We start from the raw sequence: 16,405 nt of genomic DNA on the forward strand, positions 1-16,405 counted from the left end.
GCCAGAGATGACCGAGACCGCGAACTCCCCGGTTCGCCTCGCCGTGGTCGACTCGCCGGACCAGCCGACGCCGTCGGTGGCGTTGGAGGAGTTGTACCGCGGCTTCGAGAAGGAGCTGCTGGTCCCGCTGTGGACCGAGATCGGCGACCTGATGCCGCTACACCCGCGATCCAAGGCGGCACCGCACCTGTGGCGGTGGGAGAGCCTGCTGGCCCTGGCGGACCGGGCCGGGCATCTGGTGCCGGTCGGGCGGGGCGGGGAGCGGCGGGCGATCGCGCTGGCGAACCCGGCGCTGGGCGGCCGGCCGTTCGCGACGCCGACGCTGTGGGCGGCGATCCAGTACCTGATGCCGGGTGAGGACGCCCCGGAGCACCGGCACACCCAGCACGCGTTCCGCTTCGTCGTCGAGGGCGAGGGGGTGTGGACCGTGGTCGGCCGTGATCCGGTGCCGATGCGCCGCGGGGACCTCCTGCCCCAGGCGGGCTGGAACTGGCACGCCCACCACAACGCGGCCGACAGGCCCATGGCCTGGATCGACGGCCTGGACATTCCATTCCAGTACGTCACCGAGTCGCAGTTCTTCGAGTTCGGCCGTGACGAGATCAGCGCGGCCGAACGCACCACCCCCGAACGTTCCCGCTCGGAGCGGCTGTGGGGGCACCCCGGCCTGCGCCCGGTCTCGGCCCCCGGCTCTCAGCCCAGCACCCCGTTGCTGGCCTACCGGTGGGTCGACACCGACCGCGCGCTGGCGGACCAGCTCGATCTCGAGGCCGAGGGCCATGCCGGGACGGTCGAGCCCGGCCACGCGGCGGTGCGTTACACCAACCCCACCACCGGAGGCGATGTGCTGCCGACCATCCGGGCGGAGATGCACCGGATCCGCAGCGGAGCCGAGACCTCGCCCCGCCGGGAGGCCGGCTCCTCGGTGTACCAGGTCTTCGACGGTGGTGGCCGGGTCACGGTCGGCGACGCCTCCTGGTCGGTCACCCGCGGTGACCTGTTCGTCGTCCCGTCCTGGGTGCCGTTCTCGGCGAGGTCGGAGGCCTCGGCGTCCGACTCCGACTCGGCCGCCCTTGATCTCTTCAAATTCGGTGACGGACCGATTTTCGAGGCGCTGCACCTGGACCGCGCCCACGTGGAAGGACGAAACGCATGAAGCTCGCCACCATCCGCACCGCCGACGGTGCCACCCGGGCCGTACGTGTGGAGGGGGAGACCCTGGTCGACCTCGGTCTCGCCGACGTCGGTGAGCTGCTGGCCCAGCCGGACTGGGCCGAGTACGCGGCCCGGACCCAGGGAGGTGCGGTGGCGGGCGTCGGCTACGCGCCGGTCGTCCCCCGCCCCGGCAAGATCATCTGTGTGGGCCTGAACTACCGCAACCACATCCTTGAAATGGGGCGGGAGCTGCCGCGGTACCCGACGTTGTTCGCCAAGTACCCCGAGGCGCTCGTCGGGGCCTATGACGAGATCCAGCTCCCGCCGGAGTCCGAGCAGGTGGACTGGGAGGCCGAGCTCGCGATCGTCATCGGCAGGACCGTGCGGCGGGCCACCGAGGCCGACGCCGCCGAGGCCATCGCCGGGTTCGCCGTCCTCAACGACGTCACCGCGCGCGACTGGCAGTACCGCTCCCCGATGTGGCTGCAGGGCAAGACCTGGGAGGGCAGCACGCCGTTCGGCCCCTACCTGGTCACCCCGGACGAGCTGCCCGGCGGCACCCGGCCCTCGCTCACCCTGACCGGATCCGTCGACGGTGAGGTGGTGCAGCGGGCCGACACCTCGGATCTCGTGTTCGACCCGGTCGCCCTGGTGCGGTACATCTCCACGATCCTCACGCTCAGCCCGGGCGACGTCATCGCCTCCGGCACCCCCGGCGGGGTGGGTCACGCCCGCAAGCCCGCCCGGTACCTCGCCGACGGCGGCGTCCTGACCACCGAGATCACCGGCCTGGGCCGGTCCGAGGCCAAGGCCGTCGCCGAGCCGGTCGCCTGATGGCGGCCGACAGGAGCCGCGCCGACACCCTGCGCTGGATGGCCCAGGGCACCAGGACCTTCTTCGACGCCCTGATCACGCTGCCGGACGACCGGCTGGCCCGGCCCACGGCGCTCGACGGCTGGACCGGCAGGCACCTGCTGGCCCACGTCGCCGCCAACGCCGACGCGCTGGTCAACCTGGCACATTGGGCGCGCACCGGCGAGGAGACACCGATGTACTCCTCGCCGGCGCGGCGCGACGCCGACATCGAGGCCGGTGCCGCGCGGCCGGCGGCCGAGCTGCGCGCCTGGGCCGCGCGGGCCGCCGAGACCCTGGAGGCACGGCTCGCCGAGCTGGACGAGCGGCAGTGGGCCCGCCAGGTCCGCACCGCCCAGGGCCGCCACGTCCCCGCTGAGGAGATCCCCTGGATGCGCGCCCGCGAGGTCATGGTGCACGCCGTCGACCTCGGCGCCGGGGTGGGCTTCGACGATCTCCCGGCCGACTTCCTCGCCGCCCTGATCGACGACATCACCGCCAAACGGTCCGGCAACGGCGCCGGGCCCGCGCTCACCCTCACGGCCACCGGCCACAACGGCACATGGACCGTCTCCGGCACCGGGGACCCCGCTCCGGTGACCGGCACCCTCGCCGGCCTCACGGCCTACCTCTCCGGCCGCCGGACGGACGGCGTCACCGGCGCGGAAGGCCGGCCGGCACCCGAACTTCCGCACTGGCTCTAGGCAGGCGCGGCGTGATGAAAGGAACGACAGACATGGCTGAAGACGGCGACGATGTCGACGTCGTGGTGGTGGGCGGAGGCATCGGCGGTCTGGCCAACGCCCTCGCACTCACCCGGAAGGGCCTGCGGGTGCGAGTGCTGGAGCAGGCCTCCCGGTTCGGCGAGGTCGGCGCCGGTCTGCAGATCGCGCCCAACTGCACCCGCATCCTGAGCCACTGGGGTCTGCTCGACGAGATCAAGTCGCTCGGTGTGCTCCCCGAGAGCATCGTCATGAAGGACGCCGTCGACGCCGAGGTCATCACCAGGCTCGACCTGCACGACGTGGAGCGGCGCTACGGCTTTCCGTACATGGTGATCCATCGCAGCGATCTGCACGGCACGCTGCTGCGCGCCTGCCGGCGGGCGGGGGTGGATCTCGTCAACGACGTCGCGGTGACCGGGTACGAGCAGGCCGAGGGGGGCGCTGTCGCCGTTCACGAGGGAGGGCGCGAGTTCGGCGAGGTCGTGCTCGCCGCCGACGGCCTCCACTCCGTGGCCCGCGGGATCCTGAGCGATGACCGGCCGGTCAGCTCCGCGTACGTCGCCTACCGGGGCGCCATGCCGATCGACAGGGTCGCCGACCTCGATGTGCACCTCAAGGACGTGGTCGTCTACGTCGGCCCCAGGTGCCATTTCGTCCAGTACTCGCTGCGCCACGGCGAGATGTTCAACCAGGTCGCGGTGTTCGAGTCGCCGAAGGCGCTGGCCGGGGAGGAGGACTGGGGCACGCCCGACGAGCTGGACGGAGCCTTCGAGGCCACCTGCGCCCAGGTGCGGGCCGGTCTGCCGCTGATGTGGCGCGACCGCTGGTGGCGGATGTTCGACCGCGAGCCGATCATGGACTGGGTGCGGGGCCGGATCGCCCTCTCCGGGGACGCCGCCCACCCGCCGCTGCAGTACCTCGCGCAGGGCGCGGTGATGGCCATCGAGGACGCGTGGGTGCTGGCCGAGCACGTGGGCGCGCAGGGTGTGACGGGCTCCGCGGCCGCGGGGACCCCGACGGGCGTCGACTGGGACGCCGCCCTGGCGGCCTACAACGCCGTCCGCCCGGAGCACTGCCGTCGCGTGCTGACCACGGCGCGGGCCTGGGGAAACCTGTGGCACCACGACGGGGAGAAACGGAGGTGGCGCAACGAGGTGCTCCGTGACCGCGACGTCTACGACTACGACTACGTGGACTGGCTCTTCGGGCCGACCGCTCTCACGCCCGGGCAGCTGCCGCCGATGTTCCCGGCGCACGACACCGGCGGCACGGCCCGGAACCGGGCGCGGGGGTGACGCGCCGGGGCCATGTCCGGCGCCACCCGGCACGGCTCCTCGGCCGGTAGGACTTCCCGGCTCGGAGCGGCTACGAGACGTCACCCACCCAGGTGATCGAGAAGATCTCCTACTCGCCGGGGGCTCTCCGGTACGTTCCCCGAGAACCCTCGGTGGGGGTTCTTCGAGCTCGTCCAACCCGGCTCCGCCGCCGGAGACGATACGAGGGGGCAGACCGATGGCCGATCACAAATTGGCGTTCACCCACGAGACGCTCGGCCAGCGCGTCATTCTGGACGCCGGCGGCGCGCGCCGGCACCTGGCCGAGGAGGTCGAGCGGCTCGGCGCCTCGCGGGTGATGCTGATCGCGGGCGACGGCGAGGCGCGGATCGCGGACGAGGTGTCGGCCGGACTGCCGGTCTCGCTGCGCTGGCGCGAGGTCGTCCAGCACGTGCCGGTCGAGGTCGCCGAGCGGGCCAGGTCGGCCGCCGCGGAGGCCGGGGCCGACCTCCTCGTGTCGGTCGGCGGCGGTTCGACGACGGGCTTGGCGAAGGCCGTCGCCATGACCACGCACCTGCCCATCGTGGCCGTGCCGACCACGTACGCCGGGTCGGAGGCCACGAGGATGTGGGGCCTGACCGAGAACCGGGAGAAGACGACGGGGCTGGATCCGGCGGTCCTGCCTGTCACGGTGATCTACGACTCGGTGCTGACCCTGTCCCTGCCCGTCGCGCTTTCGGTCGCGTCCGGTTTCAACGGGCTCGCCCACTGCGTGGACTCGATGTGGGCTCCGGGCACGGACCCGATCAACCAGGCGCTCGCGCTCGAAGGCATCCGGGCCCTGACCACGGGGCTGCCGAAGGTGGTCGCCGAGCCGGAGGGCATCGACGGACGTGACCGGTGCCTGTACGGCGCGTACCTGTCCGCGGTGTCCTTCGCGTCGGCGGGCTCGGGCCTGCACCACAAGATCTGCCATGTGCTCGGCGGCGCCTACGACCTGCCGCACGCGCAGACCCATGCGATCGTCCTGCCGCACGTGCTCGCCTACAACGCGCCCGCCGTCCCGGACGCCGCCCGCCGGATCGCGCGGGCGTTCGGCGCCCGGCCCGGCCAGAAGGACGATCCGGCCGAGGCGGCCGTGACCGCGTTGGAGCGCCTCCGCGGCGAGGTCGACGCACCGCGCGCGTTGAAGGACGTCGGCATGGCGGAGTTCGACATCCCCGGCGCGGCGGCCCGGGTCATGAAGGTCGTGCCGCCGTCCAATCCCGCACCCGTTTCCCGGGAGTCCGTCGAGATCCTGCTTCGCGCGGCGTGGGCGGGCCGCACACCGGGGAGTCGGTCATGAGTGAGGTGCTCTACGGCCTCCGGACAGTCCGTCACCTGGCCGCCGCCCGCTCCACTGCGGATCGGCCGGCAACGGCCGCGGCGCCGCCAGTAGATGCTCCACCTCGACTCCCCCCGTCCACGGCATCGGCTCCTGCTTTCCCTCCTGGGACTGGTCTTCGCTTGGTTCCGGCCCGCGCGGACACTGTTCTTGTCTTTGACCGCGTCAGCCGGTGGCGTGAGACTGCCTGGCGCATCCAACCCACGACCGGAAGGCGTCACCATGCGTCTGCGACACGCCGCACTCTCGGTACTGGCATCACTCACGCTCGTCCCGCTGACGGGCATCGCCGCGGCAGGCCACACATCCACCGCGTCCGCCGCTCCACCGGCGCCCCAGGCGGTATCGGGCGAGGCCGGGGCCAGGAAGGAACTGCGCACGCTGGAGGCGTCCTTCAAGGGCCGCATCGGCGCGTACGCCGTCGACACCGCCACCGGTAAGACGGTCACCTATCGCGCGGGCGAGAGTTTCCCGATGCTCTCCACCTTCAAGGCGATCGCCGCCGCGGCCGTACTGCACAGGGCCCGCACCTCAGAGCCCGGCCTGATGGACAAGGTCGTGCGCTGGACGGCCGCCGAAGTGAAGGACAACTCCCCGGTCACCAAGGATCACGTCAAGGACGGGATGACCGTCGCGCAGCTGTGCGAGGCGGCCATCACCCGGAGTGACAACACCGCGGGCAACATGCTGCTCAGGCAACTCGGCGGCCCGGCCGGCCTGACCGGCTACTTCCGGACGCTGAAGGACCCGATCTCCCGGCTGGACCGGTGGGAGACCGAGCTCAACGACTGGAACCCCAAGGAGAGGCGCGACACCACGACGCCCGCGGCCATGGGCCGTGACCTGCGCGCGGTCACGGCAGGGACAGCCCTCGACGCCAAGGACCGGGCGCGGCTGAACAACTGGCTGATCGCGAACCGGACCGGCGACGCCCGCATCCGCGCGGGCCTGCCCAAGACCTGGAAGGTCGGCGACAAGACCGGCACGACCTCGCAGTACGCGGGCGCGAACGATGTCGCGATCGTCTGGCCCGGCACGTCGGCCGCGCCCGTCATCATGTCGATCTACACCAACGGCAGGGCCGCGGACGCCGTCGCCGACAACAAGGTGATCGCGGACACCGCGACGATCCTCGCCCGGGGCCTCGGCAAGCTCTGAGGCGCCTGGTCCTCGCCGCTCCCGGAACCCTCCGAGCCGGCGGACGGGCGCCCGCCGGCCGGCGCCTGCTCGGCTCGCGCCGGGCGGGGAGTCCGTATGCCCGCAGGTGGGCGGTGTTCGGTGAACAGCGCGGATGGCCGCGGCCTCCGCGCGAGATCGCGAACCGCAGGTCGAGAGTTTGCATGACCATGCAGCGCAGTGCATACTCTTGTTCTATGTCCAAGGTTCTCACCTCCCTGCCCGCCGGCGAGCGCGTCGGCATCGCCTTCTCCGGCGGCCTCGACACCTCGGTCGCCGTCGCGTGGATGCGCGACAAGGGTGCCGTTCCGTGCACCTACACCGCCGACATCGGCCAGTACGACGAGCCCGACATCGCCTCGGTGCCCGGCCGCGCGGTGGCGTACGGTGCCGAGATCGCACGCCTGGTCGACTGCCGTGCGGCGCTGGTCGAGGAGGGCCTGGCCGCGCTCACCTGCGGTGCGTTCCACATCCGCTCGGGCGGGCGCGCCTACTTCAACACCACGCCGCTCGGTCGTGCCGTCACAGGGACCCTGCTGGTCCGGGCGATGATCGAGGACGACGTGCAGATCTGGGGCGACGGCTCGACGTTCAAGGGCAACGACATCGAGCGGTTCTACCGGTACGGCCTGCTCGCCAACCCCCACCTGCGCATCTACAAGCCCTGGCTGGACGCGGACTTCGTCTCCGAACTCGGCGGCCGCAAGGAGATGTCGGAGTGGCTGCTCGCCCACGACCTGCCCTACCGCGACAGCACCGAGAAGGCCTACTCGACCGACGCCAACATCTGGGGCGCCACCCACGAGGCCAAGACCCTGGAACACCTTGACAACGGCATCGAGACCGTGGACCCGATCATGGGCGTGCGGTTCTGGGATCCCGCGGTCGAGATCGCCGCCGAGGACGTGACCATCGGCTTCGACCAGGGCCGCCCCGTGACGATCAACGGCAAGGAGTTCGCCACCCCGGTCGACCTGGTGATGGAGGCGAACATGATCGGCGGGCGGCACGGCATGGGCATGTCGGACCAGATCGAGAACCGGGTGATCGAGGCCAAGAGCCGGGGCATCTACGAGGCGCCTGGGATGGCGTTGCTGCACGCGGCGTACGAACGGCTGGTCAACGCCATTCACAACGAGGACACCCTGGCGAGCTACCACACCGAGGGACGGCGGCTCGGCCGGTTGATGTACGAGGGCCGCTGGCTCGACCCGCAGGCGCTGATGCTGCGAGAGTCGCTGCAGCGCTGGGTCGGCACGGCGGTCATCGGTGAGGTGACGCTGCGGCTGCGGCGCGGTGAGGACTACTCGATTCTGGACACCTCGGGCCCGTCCTTCAGCTACCACCCGGACAAGCTGTCGATGGAGCGCACCGAGGACTCGGCGTTCGGCCCGGTGGACCGGATCGGCCAGCTCACCATGCGCAACCTCGACATCGCCGACTCGCGCGCCAGGCTGGAGCAGTACGCCAGTCTCGGCATGGTCGGCACCACCCATCCCGCGCTCGTGGGCGCCGCCCAGGCGGCCTCGACCGGACTGATCGGCGCGATGCCGCAGGGCGGTGCCGAGGCCATCGCCTCACGCGGCGAGGTCTCCGGCGACGACGAGATGCTCGACCGCGCCGCGATGGAGTTCGGCACCGACTGAGCGGCTCTTCGAGTGGGAGGTCATGGATTCGGGTTCTCGGCGAACAGCTCGCTGAGGACCCGGGCCCAGCACCGCCACAGCCTGTCCACCCGCTTTGCGGAACGTCGCACTAGCATGCCCTGACGTGAGAGATCTCCGCCTGCTTCCCAAGGCCCACCTGCACGTCCACCTGGAGAGCACCGTACGTCCCGGAACCGTGCGGGAGCTGGGTGGCCCGCCGGAGCCCGAGGGCCCGTTCGCGAACTTCCGCGCGTTCGCCGACCAGCGGGCCAAAGTGCGCGAGTCGCTGCGCACACCCGAGCACTTCCGCCGGATCGCGGTGGAGTTCTGCGAGGACGAGGCCGCTCAGGGCACTCGTTACGTCGAGGTGACCTTCACCGCAGCCGCACACGGGGAGCGACTCGGAGCGCCCGAGATGCCGCTGGAGGCGGTGCTCGACGGGCTGGCCGAAGGCCGCGCCAGGTTCGGGATCCGGAGCCGGGTGCTGCTCGACCACTCCAGACGGCGTTCGGTGGAGCGGTTGTGGCGGACGTACGAGCTGGCCGCCCGCTACGACGAGGTGATCGGCATAGGGCTGGCGGGCGACGAGAGCCATCCGCTGACGCCTTTCGCCGAGGTGCTCGACGCGGCCAGGGAGGCCGGGCTGCACCTGGTGCACCACGCGGGGGAGGCGGCCGGCCCGGCCAGCATCCGCGAGGCACTGGACGTCGGGCACACCGAGCGGCTCGGGCACGGCATCCGGGTGCTCGACGACGACGCGCTGGTGACGCGGGTGCGCGAGAGCGGAATTCCGCTGGAGGTCTGCCCCACCTCCAACGTCCTGCTCGGGCTCGTTCCTTCGCTGGCCGAACACCCCCTGCCCAGGCTGCGCGCGGCCGGGCTGGCGGTCACGGTCAACACCGACGGCGAGACGGCACTGGCCGACGAGTACGCGCGGTTGCGCGAGGTCCTCGGATACGGCGACGACGTCATGGCCGAGTTGGCTCGCGCTTCGATCGAGGCCTCGTTCGCCTCCCGGGAGCTCAAGGCGGTGCTTCTGGTCGAGGTCGACGCCTGGCTGGCCACGGCATCGCCGGCCACGGGGGGTTGACCCGGGGCGGACCGGGAAGTGCCGGGCGACCGGCCGGTTTCGCGTTCTCGCTGCCAGGCGGTGATCCTCGCCGATCACATGTCCGCGCGGGTGAGCCCGCCTGCGGCATCTCCCCGGCCGATGAGACCGGCTGCTTGGCGGGGTGAGCCGTTCTGACCAGCCTTGGAAAGTACTTGACGATATGGAAACCAGAAAGTACTTTCCAGATAGGAAAGAGCGAGGGAGCAGCCATGGACATCACCCCGGAAGAAGCCGCGCGGTCGCTGGCTCAGGTCCACGAGACGCAGCACAGGGTCCTGCGTGCCGCGCCGCCGATGTTCCCCGCCTGGTACCCGGTGGCGGTCTGGATCTTCGTCACCGGGATGCAGTTCGTCACCGAGATCGCACCCGCCTGGTGGTTCTGGATCGCCGTGGCGGCCCTGTCGGCCGGCCTGGTCGCCGCCGTCCTCAAGTTCGTGAGCGACGTCAGGAACGCGAACCTGCGGCCGCACTCCTCCATGACGGATCCATGGGCATGGGTCGGCTTCACCGTCTGGCTGGTCACCACCGGTCTCGCGGGCTCCGTGCTGGCGTTGTGGTTCAAGGAACTCGGCGTCGCCTATCCGCGCACCGTGATGGGCGTGACCATGATCGTGATCGTGGCGGTCACCGCGCCGCTCCTGGCCCAGTGGATGTCCGCGCGGACCGCTCGGCGGGCGGAGACGCCGAAGCGATGACGTCGCGACTCGACCCGGCGATCCACGCGCCGACCCGGCTGCAGATCGTCTCCCTGCTGGCCGCCGCCGAGGAGGCCGAGTTCGCCTTCGTACGCGACAACCTGGGCGTCAGTGACTCGGTGTTGTCCAAACACGCGAGCGCCCTGGAGGCGGCCGGCTATGTGAGGATCCGCAAAGGGTACGTCGGCAAGCGACCCAGGACGTGGTTCAGCCTCACCCGCGAAGGACGCGCGGCCTACACCGGCCATGTCGCCGCGCTCCAGGCCATCGTCGCCCGGTCCGGCCTCTCGGTCCTCCCCGACTGAGCAGGAACTCGGCCGGTGAGCAGACTCTCGCGCGGATGATCTGTTGACCGCGGACCGGGGCTTTCGCCGTGGCCGGCGCGATGCCGCGTGGGGCGAGCCTGCCGCGGTCGGCCACAAGCAACTGACGCGCGAGGCCGTGACCGACCGGGCCGGCGCGAGAGCCGTGTCCAGACCTCCCTGCCGCCGCCCGGATACGCCGAATTATTCGGAAAGCCTCCGAAAATTTCATCGACCGATCTCGAACTCGATCGACCGGGATTGGCTACCTGAGCAGGCACAATGTTTGCTCAAGACGTCCTTGGCCGAGATCAAGCCTTCATGGGCCCTCGGGAGTTGTTGACAGCGCACGGACTCAGGCCGACACTTTCGTCATCACGGCGATACTTTCAGCATCGTTAGGCCTCAGTCACCGTCGATTCGAGTCACCCGCCGCGACCTGCTCCTCCGGTCGCCGACCGCACGACGACCGGCCAACCCCCCACGTCGTACGACGCCGGCGCGCGGTGGTCGCCGTCCCCCTGGCCGCCGACAGCCCCGCCGGGTCGTATCACGCCGCCCGGCCTCCCGGCCGATCCTCACGAGGAGGAAGCACGCGCATGAACGACGCCCCCGCCCGCCCGAGAAGCCGCGGACGCGGCCACACCAGGCTGCTCATCGGCCGCGCCTGCGCCGCAGCGCTGGCCGTGGTCGTGGCGATGTCGCCCAGCACCGCCCACGCGGCCGTCACCACCAATCAGACCGGCACCAACAACGGCTACTTCTATTCGTTCTGGACCGACAGCCAGGGTACGGTCTCCATGGAACTGGGGTCCGGCGGCAATTACAGCACCTCATGGAGCAACACCGGGAATTTCGTCGCCGGCAAGGGCTGGAGCACAGGCGGCCGCAGGACCGTGAACTACTCGGGCAGCTTCAACCCGTCCGGCAACGCGTATCTGACGCTCTACGGGTGGACGAGAAACCCACTCGTGGAGTATTACATCGTCGACAACTGGGGCACTTACCGGCCCACCGGGACCTACAAGGGCACGGTCACCAGCGATGGCGGCACGTACGACATCTACCAGACGACGCGAACCAACGCCCCCTCCATCGAAGGCATCAGAACCTTCAATCAGTACTGGAGCGTACGGCAGTCAAAGAAAACGGGCGGAACCATAACCAGCGGCAACCACTTCGACGCATGGGCCCGTTCTGGCATGAGTCTTGGCAGCCATGACTACATGATCCTCGCAACAGAGGGATATCAGAGCAGCGGGAACTCCAATATCACGGTGGACGGCTCCTCCTCCGGTGGCGGTGGCGGCGGCGGTGGCGGTGGCGGCTGCACCGCGTCGCTGTCCGCGGGTCAGCAGTGGAGTGACCGGTACAACCTCAACGTCTCGGTCAGCGGTTCGAGCAACTGGACCGTGACGATGAACGTCCCGTCCCCGGCGAAGATCATGGCCTCCTGGAACATCAGCGCGAGCTACCCCAGCGCCCAGGTGCTGACCGCCAGGCCCAACGGCAACGGCAACAACTGGGGTGTGACGATTCAGCGCAACGGCAACTCGACCTGGCCGACGGTCTCCTGCAGCGCGAACTGACCTCCGAACCCCCGAGACACCGCACCCGTGGCGCGGCGGCCCATGGCCGCCGCGCCACACCGCTGCCGGCGCGCGGCGGCTCGATTGGATGGCCCTTTAGTGCCGACGTGCCGGGAAAGACCGACATATCACCTTGTAAAGCCTTCTGATGCATTTTCGAGAATATAGACATATGTAATAAGAATGTCATGTTAATGGGCTCGTCTGTCGAGGTGGCGGTCTCGAATTCCGGGTTCGCCCCAGATTTGCGAGAAAAACTCATAAGCCCTAAAACGGTTGAGAACCGCCGAAAATCCTCCATCTCAATCGCCGTGTGCAAGTAACTGTGGCCGGAATCTGTCACTCCACCTGCATTCGAGGTCTTGCGCCCCCCTGGCATCAATGGTTAGCTCACTTACATGACAGGCGCGCCAACGTATACGGCGGATGAAATTCAGGTCGAATTAATCGCGATTCGTCCACGCTAGGTCTCCTTCAGGTCCTGATCGTCGGCGACATCACCGCCGGACTGATCCGAACTGCTTGAACAAGGCGTGAACAGGGGGCAACGAGGCCCTCTCGTGCCATCTCCCACCATCGTCGGTCGACATTCTCCCTTGAAGTTGGACCGTTCCAATCCGTCAGGACGGCTCAGCAGCGGCACGTATGCCGCCCCGTGCCCCCGCATGCCGAGGATCCCTTTCCCGTTCGACGCATCACCGCAGATCACGCGTTTATTCGCGAGAACCTTCATGTGATCGCCTGGGAATTCAACGCACCATGTTCGAATTCTCGCCCAGGCGCGACCACATGGGCGTTCTCGACGCCGGATCATTGGAGTCTGCTCCATGACGAGTTCACTTTCCGATGTCCAGAGTTCCCTTCCAGAGCCGACGACCGGCGAAGGCTCCCGGTCGCCCACGCCGGGTCTCGCCGCGGCCTTCGACCCCGAACGTTTCCACCACGGCGCCGTGGACATCGTCGGTCGCCTGACGACGTATCTGGGCGACCGGTCGGTCCGGGGGCTCGACCTCCTCGATCCGGCGGTGCTGCTGAAGGCCGCCCGGGAACTGATGACCCCGGAACGGCAGCGCATCGCCGACTTCGACGCCGACCGGGTGAACCAGATCGTCGACCTGTACACGGGGACCGGCATCCCGGTCTACTCACCCGGCTACATGGGGCGGCAGTTCTCCGGCGTGGTGCCGCTGGCCAGCCTTATCGACCTGGTCGGTTCGGTGGTCAACCAGCCCTCCTCCTTCTACGAGGCCGGGCAGCTCCCCAGCGTCGCCGAGCGGCTCATGGCCGAGGAGCTCAACCGTTTCATCGGCTGGGACCGCGACCGGTTCGCCATGGTGACGACCTCGGGGGGCTCCCTGGCCAACCTGACCGCGCTGCTGGCCGCCCGCAACCGCGCCTTCCCGCAGATCTGGACGCGCGGAGCCGGCGGCATGCCGGATCCCCCGGCCATCGCGGTCAGCGAGGAGGCCCACTACAGCGTGACCCGGGCGGCCGGGGTGCTCGGCATCGGGGAACGGCAGATCGTCCGGCTCCCGGTCGACCGGGCCGGGCGGATCCGCCCAGATCTGGCCGGCCCGGTACTGGACGAGGCGCACCGGCGCGGCCTGCGACCGTTCTGCCTGGTGGCCTCGGCCGGGACCACGTCGATGGGCGCCTTCGACCCGCTGGAGGAACTCGCGGCCGTGGCGCGCCGGTACGGGCTCTGGCTCCATGTGGACGGGGCGCACGGGGCGAGCCTGCTGCTGTCGGACCGGCACCGGGACAGGCTGCGCGGCATCGAGCAGGCCGACTCGCTGACCTGGGACGCCCACAAGATGCTGTTCATGCCGGCGCCGTGCACGCTGCTCTTCTACCGCGACGGCACGGCGGCACGCGGTGCGTTCCGGCAGCGCGCCAGCTACGTCTTCGACGAGGAACCGGACGTCTACAGCGCCTACGACAGCGCGGACAAGAACCTCGAGTGCACGAAGCGCCCGATGATCATGCCGCTCTGGACGGTCTGGTCGGTCTACGGCCCGGCGCTGTTCGCACAGAAGGTCGACCGGTTGTGCGCGGTGACCCTGCAGGCGTACCGGATGCTCGCCGCCGAGTCGGACTTCGCCGTGGCGCACGAGCCGGAGTCCAACATCCTGTGCTTCCGGTACCGGCCGGACGGCCTGGAACCGGCGACCGTGCACCGGCTGCAGCTGGAGATCCGCAACCGGATCCGGGGCGGCGGGCGCTTCTTCATCTCCAAGGTCGACATCGACGGGGTGGCGGCGCTGCGCGTGGTGGTGATGAACCACCTGATCGACGCCGACCACCTGGCCATGCTCATCGCCGAGATCAGAGACATCGGGCAACGGGTGCTGCGCGCGAGCGCCGCGGCCCGGCACGACCAGCGGAACGGGAGTCATTCATGACCATGACGGATTTGGACATCGCCGCCTCGGCGGAGCTGGCGGCACGGCTGATCCCCGAGGAGGAGTTGCGGCCCCGCTCGGTGGACGACGTCACCCGGTTGCCGTCGTTCGCGGGGAAACTGGAGGAGTGCGGGCGGCTCACCGGAGTCCCGTACTGCGAGTCCCCGCTCGACCTGCAGAACGCGCTGGTGTTCCGCCGGCTTCAGCAGCTCGTCGGCCTCGCCCTGCTCAACCCGCTGTGGCGCGAGCGGCTGCACTACTTCGGGATCCGCGGCGCCCCCGCCGACATGTCCGAGTGGGAGCGGATCCCGCTCTCGGACAAGACCGTGCAGCGGGACATGTTCATGGGCGCGCGGGCCGGGATGGTCGTGCCGCTCGAGTTCGGCGGGTTCGAGGTGGTGGCCAGCGGCGGCACCGGTGACGGCATGCCCCTGGAGATCGTGTACTCCCTGCGGGAACTGCGCGACACCTACCGCATCTCCGGGGCGTTCATGGGCGCCTACCAGCTCGGCCGCTACCTGCGCGGCCCCGCGCCGCGCTGGCTGTTCACCACCCTGGCCGACTACCAGATGTGGAGCAGCGGGACCATGGTCGGCGGAGTCCTGTCCCACGTCCCGGGGGTCAACTACATCGGCGCGGGACCGGTGAGCGCGCCGGTGCTGGAGCACATGTTCTCCTACCCGGGCCACAAGGCGCTGATGGGCATCACCGCCGGCATCGCGCTCCTGCCCGAGCTGGGCGCGGGCCTGCCCTCGCACGCCAGGGCGAGCTTCCGGGTCGCCATGTACGGCAGCGGCTCCCTGCCGCAGCGCAAGCGCGACGAGCTGCAGGCCTTCTTCCCCAACGTGTCGATCCTCAGCTACTTCGCCGCGACCCAGGCCGAGTGCGTCGGTCTCCAGCTCGACCACACCTCGCCGGCGCTCTCCGCGGTGCCGGGGCTGCACCTGGTGGAGATCGTGGACGAGCACGGCCGCGCCGTCGCCGAAGGCGAGGAGGGCGAGCTGGTCGTCACCCGGCTGCACGCCGACGAGACGCCGCTGCTCCGGCTCAAGCTCGGCGATCGGATGATCCGCCGCCCCGCCCTGACCGGGCCCGGGCTGCGCACCGAGCGATTCGAGTTCGCCGGGCGCACCGCCGACGTGCTGCACCTCAACGACAGCCAGTATTCGGCGACGCTGGCCTACGCGGCCCTGCGCGGGCGGCTGCGCTCGACGGCCGGCGTCGACCTGGACCTGGTCGCGCACGAGGTCCAGTTCCACAACCACCGTGAGGATCGGACCCTCACCCTGCTGGCGGCGGTGGACGACGCCGAGGGCACGGCCGCGGCCGTCGAGCACGCCCTCGGCCCGAGCGGGACGCGGCAGCTGTTCACCCAGGCACTGCCGAGCTCCCTGTCGCTCTTCAACGACCGGGAGGCCAACGCGGCGGCCATCGAGCAGACCGGATACGGGTTCCGGCTGGTGTTCGTGCCACCCTCCTCACCCCAGATCGAGCGGACCACCGTCGGCAAGACGCCGCTGGTCAGGGACCGGGGCTGAGCGCCTGATGGCCCGTACGCCCGAATGACATCCGACAAGGGAGGATCATGAAAGACAGGATCAGCATCGTCGTGATGGTCGACGCCGTCGGGGCGTTGTCCGACCGGACGCTGCACAACGGGAACCTCTCGCTGGTCGACGACAGCTCGGCGGGGAGCAGGCACCAGGGGACTCCGGAGCTCATCACGGCGGTGGTCCCGGGACAGGTCGTCCAATGGACGCCCATCCATGTGGACGTGCAGACTCCGGTCGAGATCAAGGCCATCGAGTTCCTGTCCGGTGCGACCGCCTCGCCCCCGGCCGACCAGGCCGTGCCGCCGCATCCGGTGGAGCCCTCCACCGTTCCGGCACCCGCCGCCGTGTCCGGGACGGGGGCCGACGCCACCGATTCCAACGGGCACGAGAACTACGACCTCCTGGTCTGGGAGGGCGTCGTGCCCTACGACATGACGCCCGGTGTCCCGTACCGGTACCGAATCTCCCTCCAGCTCCACGAAGGACCCAACAGCGTGCTGCACATCGACTCGCCCGCGCTGCTGCGCGTGTGAGCCACGTT

General features: G+C 69.9%; 14 protein-coding genes. All 14 read left to right on the plus strand.

Annotation, left to right across the window (positions count from 1 at the left end):
- The first annotated feature begins 7 nt into the window (after positions 1-7).
- The 14 genes from AB0K21_RS24745 to AB0K21_RS24810 all read left to right on the plus strand — a co-directional run bounded on the left by AB0K21_RS24745 (position 8) and on the right by AB0K21_RS24810 (position 16,397).
- The gene (locus AB0K21_RS24745) at positions 8-1,156 is read left to right on the plus strand and encodes a cupin domain-containing protein (RefSeq protein ID WP_343966012.1); all 1,149 of its coding nucleotides are present in this window, start codon (positions 8-10) and stop codon (positions 1,154-1,156) included.
- Positions 1,153-1,989, plus strand: a complete 837-nt coding sequence (locus AB0K21_RS24750) for a fumarylacetoacetate hydrolase family protein (protein WP_364153497.1) — start codon at positions 1,153-1,155, stop codon at positions 1,987-1,989. Before AB0K21_RS24745 ends, AB0K21_RS24750 begins: the two co-directional genes overlap by 4 nt.
- Positions 1,989-2,711: a maleylpyruvate isomerase family mycothiol-dependent enzyme gene (locus AB0K21_RS24755; protein WP_364153500.1), complete on the plus strand. Its 723-nt coding sequence runs from the start codon at positions 1,989-1,991 to the stop codon at positions 2,709-2,711. The genes AB0K21_RS24750 and AB0K21_RS24755 overlap by 1 nt, the downstream gene beginning before the upstream one ends.
- Before the next feature lie 32 nt (positions 2,712-2,743).
- Positions 2,744-4,027 (plus strand): FAD-dependent monooxygenase, encoded by a 1,284-nt coding sequence (locus AB0K21_RS24760; protein WP_343966004.1) that lies wholly within the window; start codon positions 2,744-2,746, stop codon positions 4,025-4,027.
- A gap of 217 nt (positions 4,028-4,244) precedes the next feature.
- Entirely contained in the window at positions 4,245-5,351 is a 1,107-nt protein-coding gene (locus tag AB0K21_RS24765) for a maleylacetate reductase (protein WP_343966002.1), read from the plus strand.
- A gap of 261 nt (positions 5,352-5,612) precedes the next feature.
- Positions 5,613-6,548 carry a class A beta-lactamase gene (gene bla / locus AB0K21_RS24770; protein ID WP_343965999.1) on the plus strand — a complete coding sequence of 312 codons (936 nt, stop codon included), beginning with the start codon at positions 5,613-5,615 and terminating at the stop codon, positions 6,546-6,548.
- A gap of 215 nt (positions 6,549-6,763) precedes the next feature.
- Complete coding sequence (gene argG / locus AB0K21_RS24775; protein ID WP_343965996.1) at positions 6,764-8,212, plus strand: argininosuccinate synthase; 1,449 nt, start codon at positions 6,764-6,766, stop codon at positions 8,210-8,212.
- 124 nt (positions 8,213-8,336) lie between these two features.
- The gene (add, locus tag AB0K21_RS24780) at positions 8,337-9,302 is read left to right on the plus strand and encodes an adenosine deaminase (RefSeq protein ID WP_364153506.1); all 966 of its coding nucleotides are present in this window, start codon (positions 8,337-8,339) and stop codon (positions 9,300-9,302) included.
- 230 nt (positions 9,303-9,532) lie between these two features.
- Positions 9,533-10,018 (plus strand): hypothetical protein, encoded by a 486-nt coding sequence (locus AB0K21_RS24785; protein ID WP_364153509.1) that lies wholly within the window; start codon positions 9,533-9,535, stop codon positions 10,016-10,018.
- Complete coding sequence (locus tag AB0K21_RS24790; RefSeq protein WP_343965989.1) at positions 10,015-10,323, plus strand: transcriptional regulator; 309 nt, start codon at positions 10,015-10,017, stop codon at positions 10,321-10,323. Before AB0K21_RS24785 ends, AB0K21_RS24790 begins: the two co-directional genes overlap by 4 nt.
- A gap of 596 nt (positions 10,324-10,919) precedes the next feature.
- Positions 10,920-11,909, plus strand: coding sequence for a glycoside hydrolase family 11 protein (locus AB0K21_RS24795; RefSeq protein WP_364153512.1), 990 nt, complete (start codon positions 10,920-10,922; stop codon positions 11,907-11,909).
- An 827-nt stretch (positions 11,910-12,736) separates the two neighbouring features.
- Positions 12,737-14,311, plus strand: coding sequence for a pyridoxal-dependent decarboxylase (locus AB0K21_RS24800; RefSeq protein WP_364153515.1), 1,575 nt, complete (start codon positions 12,737-12,739; stop codon positions 14,309-14,311).
- Positions 14,308-15,849 carry a hypothetical protein gene (locus AB0K21_RS24805; RefSeq protein ID WP_343965983.1) on the plus strand — a complete coding sequence of 514 codons (1,542 nt, stop codon included), beginning with the start codon at positions 14,308-14,310 and terminating at the stop codon, positions 15,847-15,849. Before AB0K21_RS24800 ends, AB0K21_RS24805 begins: the two co-directional genes overlap by 4 nt.
- A gap of 47 nt (positions 15,850-15,896) precedes the next feature.
- Positions 15,897-16,397, plus strand: a complete 501-nt coding sequence (locus AB0K21_RS24810) for a hypothetical protein (protein ID WP_343965981.1) — start codon at positions 15,897-15,899, stop codon at positions 16,395-16,397.
- Positions 16,398-16,405: the final 8 nt, after the last annotated feature.

Origin of the sequence: Streptosporangium sp. NPDC049248, assembly GCF_040678965.1 — a bacterium.
Classification (GTDB): Bacteria; Actinomycetota; Actinomycetes; order Streptosporangiales; family Streptosporangiaceae; genus Streptosporangium; species Streptosporangium fukuiense.

Coding starts and splice junctions, on each gene's coding strand:
- AB0K21_RS24750 (WP_364153497.1), top strand. CDS start 1,153: ATGAAGCTCGCCACCATCCGCACCGCCGACGGTGCCACCCGGGCCGTA.
- bla (WP_343965999.1), top strand. CDS start 5,613: ATGCGTCTGCGACACGCCGCACTCTCGGTACTGGCATCACTCACGCTC.
- AB0K21_RS24755 (WP_364153500.1), top strand. CDS start 1,989: ATGGCGGCCGACAGGAGCCGCGCCGACACCCTGCGCTGGATGGCCCAG.
- AB0K21_RS24800 (WP_364153515.1), top strand. CDS start 12,737: ATGACGAGTTCACTTTCCGATGTCCAGAGTTCCCTTCCAGAGCCGACG.
- AB0K21_RS24795 (WP_364153512.1), top strand. CDS start 10,920: ATGAACGACGCCCCCGCCCGCCCGAGAAGCCGCGGACGCGGCCACACC.
- AB0K21_RS24810 (WP_343965981.1), top strand. CDS start 15,897: ATGAAAGACAGGATCAGCATCGTCGTGATGGTCGACGCCGTCGGGGCG.
- AB0K21_RS24760 (WP_343966004.1), top strand. CDS start 2,744: ATGGCTGAAGACGGCGACGATGTCGACGTCGTGGTGGTGGGCGGAGGC.
- AB0K21_RS24790 (WP_343965989.1), top strand. CDS start 10,015: ATGACGTCGCGACTCGACCCGGCGATCCACGCGCCGACCCGGCTGCAG.
- AB0K21_RS24745 (WP_343966012.1), top strand. CDS start 8: ATGACCGAGACCGCGAACTCCCCGGTTCGCCTCGCCGTGGTCGACTCG.
- AB0K21_RS24785 (WP_364153509.1), top strand. CDS start 9,533: ATGGACATCACCCCGGAAGAAGCCGCGCGGTCGCTGGCTCAGGTCCAC.
- AB0K21_RS24805 (WP_343965983.1), top strand. CDS start 14,308: ATGACCATGACGGATTTGGACATCGCCGCCTCGGCGGAGCTGGCGGCA.
- AB0K21_RS24765 (WP_343966002.1), top strand. CDS start 4,245: ATGGCCGATCACAAATTGGCGTTCACCCACGAGACGCTCGGCCAGCGC.
- argG (WP_343965996.1), top strand. CDS start 6,764: ATGTCCAAGGTTCTCACCTCCCTGCCCGCCGGCGAGCGCGTCGGCATC.